This window comes from Salegentibacter profundi, assembly GCF_054121475.1.
Map to the genome: position 1 here is coordinate 161,955 of NZ_JBSYGG010000006.1, position 10,554 is coordinate 172,508.

Consider the following 10,554-nt stretch of genomic DNA (forward strand, 5'->3'; position numbering starts at 1 on the left):
GCAAAAATAAAAACAATAAATGCTGAATATTCATAATCTGTCCGTTTCCTTTGGCGGCGAGTACCTTTTTGAAGAAGTAACTTTTAGATTAAACGGTGGGGATCGAGTTGGTCTAATTGGAAAAAACGGTGCCGGGAAATCTACTATGTTAAAGATACTTGCTGGAGAACAGGAATATGATCAAGGACAGATAGCTAAGGATAAGGAACTGAAGATTGGCTTTTTAAAACAGGATATAGATTTTGTTCAAGGTCGAACTGTAGTGGAAGAAGCGCAACAGGCTTTCGAGGAGATAAAGAACCTGGAAAAAAAGATAGACCACATTAACAGCCAGCTCGCCACAAGAACAGATTACCAGAGCGATTCTTATTCTGACCTTATTCAGGAACTCAGTGAAGTCACCCATCAATATGAAATTATAGGCGGTTATAATTATCAAGGCGACACAGAGAAAGTACTACTGGGACTTGGTTTTACAAGAGATCAATTCGACAAGATAACAGACACCTTTTCTGGAGGCTGGAGAATGAGGATAGAACTTGCTAAAATCCTTCTTCAGAATAACGATATTTTATTGCTGGATGAGCCTACTAACCACCTTGATATCGAGAGTATTATATGGTTGGAAAGTTTTCTGAACAATTATCCGGGCTGCGTGATTATTGTATCCCATGATAAAATGTTTCTCGATAATGTGACAAATCGAACCATTGAAATTTCTCTTGGAAAAATCTATGATTTTAAAAAACCCTATTCACAGTATTTGGAGCTCCGGAATGAATTAAGGGAGCAACAACTTGCTGCTCAAAAGAATCAGCAGAAGGAAATAGAGCGTAATGAGAAGCTCATAGAGAAATTCAAGGCAAAGGCATCTAAAGCCTCAATGGCACAGTCGCTTGTAAAAAAGCTTGATAAATTGGATCGTATAGAGGTAGATGAAGATGATAATGCGGTAATGAGCATCAATTTTCCTATTTCAGTACAGCCGGGGAAGGTGGTGATTGAAGCTGAGCATATAGGAAAGGCCTACGGGGAAAATCAGGTTTTAGAGGATATCAACCTGTTGATTGAACGAGGTAGTAAAATAGCCTTTGTAGGACAAAATGGTCAAGGTAAAACCACCCTTGCCAAAATAATTATAGATGAAATATCATATACAGGTCAGTTAAAATTAGGGCATAATGTCCAGATAGGATATTTTGCGCAAAATCAGGCAGAGTATCTAGATGGGGAAAAAACCGTACACGATACCATGATCGATGCGGCCAACGAAAAGAATCGGAGTAAGGTAAGAGATATACTGGGCTCTTTTCTCTTTCGAGGGGAAGAGGTTGATAAAAAGGTAAAAGTTCTTTCAGGTGGTGAGCGAAATCGCCTGGCATTAGCAAAACTAATGCTTCAGCCATTTAACGTTCTTGTGATGGATGAACCTACCAACCATCTTGACATTAAATCCAAGAACGTATTAAAACAAGCACTAAAGAATTTTGAGGGAACTTTGATTCTTGTCTCTCACGACAGGGATTTTCTTCAGGGACTCACAAAAACAGTTTACGAATTCAAAAACAGGAAAATAAAGGAGTATCTTGGCGATATAGACTTTTACCTTGACCAAAGGCAGGCTGAGAATATGCGTGCTATTGAAAAAAAAGATGAGTCCCCGAAGGGAACAAGGAATAATTTAGGAGATCAGGGAAAACAATCCTACAAAGAGCAGAAAAAAGTAAAGTCTCTTAAGAACAAACTAAGCAATACCGAATCCAGAATAGGAAAACTGGAAAAAGAGATCAAGAGAAAAGACGAAGAGCTCGCATCAAATTATGAGAAAGTTATGGCCAGGCCAGATTTCCTTGAAAACTATAAAAGGAGCAAGCAAGAACTGGAGGAATTGATGGCAAGATGGGAGGAACTTCAGGAAAAACTTGACCGTTATGCATAATTTATAAATTGTTGATTAAACTATTTGAGGCTTTTTAAGTCTAAATGCCGTATGGATTTAAGGAAAATTATTCTTTCGATAATGGGAGTATTGCTTATAGTATTAGCAATATTTGGAGCAAAAGCAATTATAAATAGTAACGTGCAAGAGGTTCCCGCGGCCAGAAAAACCGTAAAAAAAGTGTTTGTGGATACCGTTAAAAATCGTACGGTTCCTATTGTTATTCCTGCCAACGGGAATGTAACCGCTCTTAAAAAACTTGAATTATTTTCTGAGGTCCAGGGGGTTTTCCGGTCAAGCAGTAAGGATTTTAGACCTGGACAAAAGTTTTCCCGAGGTCAGGTTCTTCTTACTTTAGATTCGGAAGAATACTACGCGGGAGTTCTCTCAGCCAAAAGTGAATTGTTCAATACCATTACCTCAATAATGCCGGATTTACGCATGGATTATCCTAAGGCGTTTGAAAAATGGCAGAATTATCTCACCGAGTTTGATGTAAACAAAACTACGCCGCCCTTACCTGAAATGGATACGGAAAAGGAAAGGTATTTTATTACAGGTCGCGGAATTACTTCAGCATATTACGAAATAAAAAACCTGGAAGAGCGTCTTAGCAAATTTACAATACGAGCTCCATTTAATGGAGTGCTAACAGAGGCCTCAGTAAACCCAGGAACTCTGGTACGGCCCGGTCAGAAGCTTGGGGAATTTATAGATCCTACAGTATATGAACTGGAAGTCGCAGTACCTAAAAAATTTGCCGACTTTCTTAAAGTTGGGGAGAATGTATCTCTTGAAAACTTAGAAAAGACCAAGAATTATGAAGGAACGGTGAGCCGTATTAATGCGAGGGTAGACAGGCAATCCCAAACCATTCAGGTGTTTATAAAAGTTACGGATCCCGATATTCGTGAAGGCATGTATCTAGAGGCGATGCTTGATGCCAGAGATGAAGAAAATGCCATTGAGATCCCCAGAGAGCTATTAATAGATCGCTCTAAGGTATATGTGGTAAGAGACAGTATACTCGCTCTTGAAGAAGTTGATCCTGTCTATTTTGCCTCCAAGAGCGTGGTCATAAAAGGTCTGAAAGATGGTACTCAACTGATTTCGGCCCCCGTTCCCGGAGCTTATCCCGGCCAGGTTGTTGAAATTCAGCAGGAAGAAGGCTCAACGGAAAATCTTTAGTTTTGAGAAAATTAATAAGTTACTTTATAAAATACGAGGTGGCCGTAAATGTGGTCATTCTCGCATTTGTAATTTTTGGTCTTGTAGGAATTTTCAGCCTGAATTCATCTTTTTTTCCTTTGGAGGATTCCAGGATCATAAATATTAATGTGAATTATCCTGGTTCAGCACCTGAGGAAATTGAGGAGGGAATTATTCTTAAGATAGAGGATAACCTCAAGGGTCTTGTGGGAATAGATAGAGTGACCTCTGTAGCTCGGGAAAGTGGTGGCTCCATCACCGTGGAGATAGAACAGGATGAAAATATTGATGTGATGCTCACCGAAGTGAAGAACGCGGTGGACCGCGTTCCCACTTTCCCCGGTGGTATGGAGCCTCTGGTGGTTTCAAAACAAGAAAGGGTCCGTCCTTCCATAAGTTTCGCAATAAGCGGGAAAGGGGTTCCATTGGTAACTTTAAAACGTATTAGCGAGCAAATAGAGAATGACTTAAGGAGGATAGATGGAATCTCCCAGATTGAAATTTCGGGTTTTCCCCAAGAGGAGATTGAGATTGCCGTTAGCCAAAATGATTTACTAGCCTATAACCTGACTTTTGAAGAAGTTGCGCAATCTGTTAGATCAGCGAATATCCTGAGCACAGGGGGTACTATTAAAACCGATGCAGAAGATTATTTAATTAGAGCAAACAGTCGTTCCTACTATGCCGACGCCCTTAATGACTTGGTAGTGCGATCTTCTGAAAGTGGCCAAATCATCCGGCTCAGTGATGTAGCTACAGTACGAGATCAATTCAGTGAAACGCCCAATGCCTCATATTTCAATGGAAATATTGCGGTAAATGTTTCCGTTAGTAACACCAACAATGAGGATTTATTATCTGCAGCTTCTGCTGTTAAAAAATATATTGCAGATTATAATTCAAAAAGCAGTAATATTCAGTTGGATGTGGTCTCAGACTCCTCTATAACTTTAGGCCAACGCACCCGCTTACTTATGGAAAATGGAGCGATTGGTATTCTTTTGGTAATCTTCTTTCTTGCACTTTTTTTGAATATTCGCTTAGCATTTTGGGTAGCCTTCGGACTACCAATAGCTTTTTTGGGGATGTTTATTTTTGCAGGCCAATTTGGGGTAACAATTAATGTACTTTCTCTTTTCGGAATGATCATCGTTATTGGAATTTTAGTCGATGATGGAATTGTGATCGGAGAAAACATATATCAGCATTATGAAATGGGGAAACCACCCATTCAGGCAGCTCTCGATGGCACAATGGAAGTGGTGCCTCCAATTATCTCGGCCATAATCACTACAGTACTGGCTTTTTCAGCATTTCTTTTCTTGGATAGTCGTATTGGTGAGTTTTTCAGTGAAGTCTCTACCGTGGTGATCCTTACTTTAACGGTCTCCCTTGTCGAGGCGCTCATTATTCTTCCGGCTCATATCGCACATTCGAAGGCGCTACAACGACGCAAATCAGAAGTACCGAATAAGAAAAATTCCGGCTTTTTTAGTAGAATGCGGGAAATTAATAAGCTTGGAGATCGGATTATGCGTTATAATAGGGATAAATTTTATAGTCCAGCTTTGAAATTCGTATTGAGACAACAGGTACTTTCCTTAGGCATTTTGGCTTCAATTTTAATTCTTACAATTGGGGCTATAGGAGGAAATTGGATTAGGGTTACTCTCTTTCCCAGTATTGCCAGCGACAGGGTGAGTATTAACTTATTAATGGCAGAAGGGGTTAATCCCGCCCGTACAGATTCAATTATCTCGATGGTTGAAGATGCTGCCTGGCGAGTGAATGAAGATTTTACGGCAAGACAAACCGATAATATTCCTGTAATCGAGAATATCATAAAAAGGGTTGGTCCCGGGAATAATAAGGCTTCCTTACAGGTAAATCTTTTACCAGGAGAAGAAAGGGATTTTAGTTCTCCCGACATAACCAATGCGATAAGGGAAGAAGTAGGTCCTGTTTTTGGGGTTGAGAATTTGACCTTTGGATCGGGTGGAAATTTTGGCGGTGATCCGGTGTCGGTTTCCCTTCTCGGAAATAATCTTCAGGAACTTGAAGCTGCAAAAGAGGAATTAAAAACAATTTTTGAAAACAACCCACTTCTAAAAGACGTAAAGGACAATGATCCTAAGGGCATAAAAGAAATCAATATTCAGCTCAAAGATAATGCATATGCTCTGGGTCTTGATTTAGGCGAAGTGATGCGGCAAGTTCGAAATGGGTTTTTTGGAACCCAGGCCCAGCGGTTTCAACGAGGACAAGATGAAATAAGAGTTTGGGTGCGCTATAATCGTGAAAACCGATCTTCTATCAATGATCTTGATGACATGAGGCTTACTACGCCCTCTGGGAACCGTGTGCCTTTTAATGAAATTGCAACTTATGAAATTATAAGGGGAACAGAATCAATAAGTCATCTTGATGGCATGCGGGAAATACGAGTAAGTTCGGATATGGAAGATCCTAACGGGAGTTCGACAGAAATTCTATCCGATATTAAGAATAATATAATGCCTGAATTATTGGCTAAATATCCAAGTCTTGGAGTTTCTTATGAAGGTCAGAATCGTGAAGCAAGTAAATTGACTAATTCTGCTAGGAGTGTGCTGCCGGTAATACTATTTCTGATCTATGCTACCATAGCCTTTACCTTTCGAAGCTATAGTCAACCTTTTTTATTGATGTTAATGATACCTTTTAGTGTGATAGGTGTAGCGTGGGGACACTGGATTCATGATTTTCCTGTAAATGTTCTTTCAGCCTTGGGAATTATTGCTCTTATTGGTATTATGGTTAATGACGGTTTGGTACTTATAAGTAAATTCAATGGAAATCTACGATCCGGAATGAAATTCGAAGATGCTTTGTATGAAGCCGGAAGAGCCCGATTTAGAGCTATTTTTCTTACCTCGGTTACCACTATAGCAGGTATGGCACCTTTGCTACTGGAAAAGAGCAGACAGGCCCAATTTCTAAAGCCTATGGCAATTTCTATCTCCTATGGGATCGCTATAGCTACCGTTTTAACTCTTTTATTGCTGCCTTTATTGCTTTCTATCAGCAATAATATCAAAGTAGGAGGGAAATGGCTCACAACAGGGAATCGTGTTGGTAATGAGGAAGTAGAACGTGCAATTAAGGAACAAAAAGAAGAGAAAGAGCATGAAGAAAGAATTTAGGTTTACTCTTATTATCGTTCTTTTGTTTGTATTCCAGGCCTCATCTCAGGAAGAGGAGGTTATTACTAAAGATGAGGCGGTAGCAAGAGCCCTTGAGAAGAATTTTGGTATAAAAATAGCCAAAAACCAAGTGGAAATTGCGGAGAATAATCAAGGGATTTTAAATTCTGGCTATTTGCCAAGACTTAGGGGTCAGGCCGGTGCTGGTTATGATCTTAATGACCGCCTGACAGAGCCAGAAGACCGTGAAAATGTTGATCAGAAGGGCATTGAAAGCAACCGATATAATGCTGCCATTAATGTTGATTATACTTTATTTGACGGCCTGGGAAGACTATATAATTATAAAAGCTTAAAGGAGCAATACGACCTTTCACAACTTGAAGCTAGGGAAACCATAGAGACTACTATCCTACAGCTCATGAGTGTTTATTATGAGATAGCTCGTCTTACTCAAAATATTGAAGTCCTGGAAAGCGTTTTAGAAACCTCTAAAGAGCGAGTAATTCGTTCACAATACCAGTTTGATTATGGACAGACCAATAATCTAGCGGTTTTAAATGCCAGGGTAGATGTAAATAACGATAGTATTAATCTGCTAGAAACACGACAGCTTCTTTATAATACAAAACGTGATTTGAATGTATTGTTAGATAGGGAAATTACAGATAAAGAATTTGAGGTAGATACCACGGTTAGTTTTATTCCTGAACTTCAACTGGAAGCATTCGTGGAAGAGGCATCCCTAAATAATGTATCGTTATTGCAAATGGAGAAAAACCTCAATATTAGCAAATATAATATCAAGATAAATAAAGCTGGTTATTTACCTACAATTGATCTAACCGGGTCTTACGGGTGGAACAGGAACAGAAGTGCCGCGACGGCATTTTTTCCAGGGAGCACTACTACAACAGATGGTATTTCGGCTGGGGTTAGCCTTAACTGGAATCTCTTTGATGGAGGAAGAACTCACGTCCAGATCCAGAATGCTAAGATCAATTACCAGAATCAGGAGCTGCTCAAAAAACAAATAGAACTTGAAGTAAGACGAAATATTGCAAATGCCTGGGGTAATTATCAAAATAAGCTTTACATATACCGTGTTCAGGAAGAAAACGTCGCTACTAATAGGGATAATTTTGAACGTTCTGAAGAACAATTTAAGCTTGGACGTATTACATCTATAGAATTTCGCCAGGCCCAGGTTAATCTTCTAGATGCCCAAACCAGTTTAAACCTTGCCAAATATGATGCAAAACTTGCAGAATTGGAACTACTTCAGCTTACTGGTCAGTTACTAAATATTGAATTATAATGTTAGAACATTTTTTCCAATGTCCATTCTGTTGGCAGGAAATTTCTGTACTGTTAGACCCTTCCGTTACTCATCAGAATTATATTGAGGACTGTGAGAATTGTTGCAATCCTATTGAGATTAAAGTCGAGTTTTCCGGAAATGAACTCCAGAATTTTGAAGCTTTAGGAATTGAACAATAACTTTTTTTCTAAGAGGTTGTTTTACAGATATTGATAACTACGAGATTCATAGTGTGCTAATTTTTCTTCAAAAAGCTTTGTGAGAACTTAAATTCTGTCTTATATTTGCAGTCCAATATCGCGGGATAGAGCAGTAGGTAGCTCGTCGGGCTCATAACCCGAAGGTCACTGGTTCGAGTCCAGTTCCCGCTACTAGTAAAATCAAGGCTTCACAGAAATGTGGGGTCTTTGTTTTTTCCAAGGGGTACAGAATAGGTACAGAATACTGGTTCTTTTCATTAGAGCATATATATCTGTACTAATTGTAATTAATTGAAATCAAATCCTATTATTTTTAATTTCTCCGAAATAATTATCTATAACTTAATTTTATTTTTTTGAATAAACATTCGAGAGAATATTAATAATTTTGAGCACCTGGTTATATTAATTTAATCCCCTTTAGACCTTCAATTATTTGATTTCACCTTGAATTGATAAAATGTAATCAGTAAGATCTCCTATTATCTTATTCTTTGAATAAGTAAAATTTCCTTCAAGAAATTCTTTAATATTACTTTTAAATTCTTCTGTGGTTTCTACTTTATTTAGATGTCTTTGTATATCTGTACCATACTCCTTTTCAATTTCTTCTAACCATTGGTTTTCTAAACTATTTTTTTTACTAAGTCTATTTCTATATTCTGACAATTTCCAGACATTAAACATCATTTGTGAAAACGATTCTGCATTTTCGTTTATAGGTATAGTCTTTAGAGTTATATCGTTTAATGAATTCAACATTGATTTATCAACGTTTATAGGCATTGGGTTGCCATAATCGCTTTCTTCAAACTCTCCAGTCTCGATAAAACTTTTAATCCTCTCAAAAAACACTTTTTGAACCCTAAAACCATTACTTATTGCTTTTGAATCTTGGATATTGATAAAATTAAAGAAATCGATTTCTGTAGAAGATAAATCTACTAAACCTTCAATTAGATATAAAGAGTCTTCTTCAAAATTTTCAAGGGTTAATCCAGTTATACCAATTACTACTTCGCTTAAAGTCTCTGTTTCTATTACTCTATTCGGTAGGTGAAATGAAAAATATGATTCATTTTCAGATTCTTTAAGTATATGATGTATTCCTTCTAATCTATTTTTATTATATGTTTCCCACCAATTTCTTATAGTTGTCCTAGAATTAAATAGCTTACTTCTATTAGAACCTATAAAGTATGATACATAATACGAGACAGTAATAAGTAATCTATCATACCAGATTTGTTCTTCTTCTTTTAATTTAGATATGTCATAATACACAAAAGAAGACTCTGCTACATTATCAAATGATTGTTGCATTGGTATTAACTTGTGAAAAACTGCTTTTAAATTTATAAATGCTACATTCCTGTCATTATCCTTTTTAGGTTCAACAATGTTAGCTAATTGATTGAGAGTGTTTCTTAAGGAAGAACACCAATCATTTATTACTTTTTCGTGTTCTGAAAATTGACCTTTATCAAAATATTTTCTTGACTGACGATTATATCCTTTTGTATTGCTTAATAAATTAGTTAAGGATGTAATTTGCTCTATTAATCTATTTAAAGATGACTTAAATTTGGATTGATTTCCTTCCATTGAGGATTCAAAATACCTAACATATATTTTTGCAAAATTCAATGATTCTTCTCTTAATTTTATATACTGACTTTGCCATTCATAACTGGAAGATGAACGATACTTATCAAGAATTGTATTGTTCCATATTTGATTGATATGCACATCAAAAGTATCTACAATATTTACTTTAGGCATTGCTTTAATTGAGTTTTGCAGGACTATTTTATAAATTTCTTCATTAGGAAAAGGAAGAATAATAGCTTTAGTGCAATACTTACTATAAATAGGCAATAAACTAAAAACGGTTTGAATCCTATAAACGCTAAATTCATTAGCCTTGTCAGCATCTTTATCTAATAAATATTCTATATGTATATCTTTGTAAGCTTCCCTTAAAACCGAACTGTTTAAAAGTAGAATAATTCTTAATTTTAAACAGTATGAAAAAAAGTAAATTTTCCCCTCAGCAGATCTCTAAGATCCTCAAAGAATTCGATAACGGTAAAACAGCTGCCGAGATCAGTCGTGAATATGGTATTAGCACCGCTGCCTTTTATAAATGGCGTGAACGTTATAGTGGCATGAACGGTAAAGAACTGAAGCGCTTAAAGGAACTCGAAGAAGAAAACCGACGGCTCAAGCAAATGTATGCTACCCTTTCTCTGGATCACGAGATGGCCAAAGAGATCATCGAAAAAAAGCTTTAAAGCCTTGCCGTAAGAGAACAATAGCTAAAGAACTTGCTCATTACGGTATAAGCAGGGCGTGCCGTGTTTTAAAAATGAGCAAGAGTGTGTTTTATTATACTCCTCTCCCTAAAGATGATAAGCCTATAGAAGAAGCCTTACAGCAGAAGGCAGAGAAATATAGTGAAGAAGGCTTCTGGATGGCCTATGAGCGACTACGCAAAGAAGGCAAGTCGTGGAATCATAAAAGAGTTTATCGTGTATATAAGAATCTTGGTTTAAGCCTAAGGCGTAAAGTGAAGAAAAGACTACCAGCAAGAATAAAAGAACCCTTAGAAGTACCTCAAACCCTTAACCATACCTGGAGTATGGATTTTGTAACAGATGTTCTGGATAATAAGAGAAGGTTTAGAGCCTTTACCATTATTGA

The 10,554-nt window shown here is 37.2% G+C and carries 6 protein-coding genes, 1 tRNA gene and 1 pseudogene; 7 read left to right on the plus strand and 1 reads right to left on the minus strand.

Going from position 1 to position 10,554, the window contains the following annotated elements:
- The first annotated feature begins 19 nt into the window (after positions 1 to 19).
- From ACW6NC_RS10145 to ACW6NC_RS10170, 6 genes are all read left to right on the plus strand, one after another.
- Complete coding sequence (locus tag ACW6NC_RS10145) at positions 20 to 1,939, plus strand: ABC-F family ATP-binding cassette domain-containing protein (protein WP_457865744.1); 1,920 nt, start codon at positions 20 to 22, stop codon at positions 1,937 to 1,939.
- A gap of 51 nt (positions 1,940 to 1,990) precedes the next feature.
- Entirely contained in the window at positions 1,991 to 3,127 is a 1,137-nt protein-coding gene (locus tag ACW6NC_RS10150; protein ID WP_457865746.1) for an efflux RND transporter periplasmic adaptor subunit, read from the plus strand.
- A gap of 2 nt (positions 3,128 to 3,129) precedes the next feature.
- On the plus strand, positions 3,130 to 6,330 hold the full coding sequence (locus tag ACW6NC_RS10155; RefSeq protein ID WP_457865748.1) for an efflux RND transporter permease subunit: 3,201 nt from the start codon (positions 3,130 to 3,132) through the stop codon (positions 6,328 to 6,330).
- The gene (locus tag ACW6NC_RS10160; protein WP_457865749.1) at positions 6,314 to 7,648 is read left to right on the plus strand and encodes a TolC family protein; all 1,335 of its coding nucleotides are present in this window, start codon (positions 6,314 to 6,316) and stop codon (positions 7,646 to 7,648) included. The genes ACW6NC_RS10155 and ACW6NC_RS10160 overlap by 17 nt, the downstream gene beginning before the upstream one ends.
- Positions 7,648 to 7,830 carry a CPXCG motif-containing cysteine-rich protein gene (locus ACW6NC_RS10165; RefSeq protein ID WP_457865751.1) on the plus strand — a complete coding sequence of 61 codons (183 nt, stop codon included), beginning with the start codon at positions 7,648 to 7,650 and terminating at the stop codon, positions 7,828 to 7,830. The genes ACW6NC_RS10160 and ACW6NC_RS10165 overlap by 1 nt, the downstream gene beginning before the upstream one ends.
- Before the next feature lie 119 nt (positions 7,831 to 7,949).
- Positions 7,950 to 8,022 (plus strand) — tRNA-Met (locus tag ACW6NC_RS10170).
- Positions 8,023 to 8,283: 261 nt separating this feature from the next.
- Here the strand turns inward: ACW6NC_RS10170 and ACW6NC_RS10175 are convergent.
- Complete coding sequence (locus ACW6NC_RS10175) at positions 8,284 to 9,633, minus strand: hypothetical protein (RefSeq protein WP_457865753.1); 1,350 nt, start codon at positions 9,631 to 9,633, stop codon at positions 8,284 to 8,286.
- Between the two features lie 245 nt (positions 9,634 to 9,878).
- Here ACW6NC_RS10175 and ACW6NC_RS10180 point away from each other — a divergent pair.
- A pseudogene (locus ACW6NC_RS10180) lies at positions 9,879 to 10,554 on the plus strand (transposase); the annotation flags it as partial.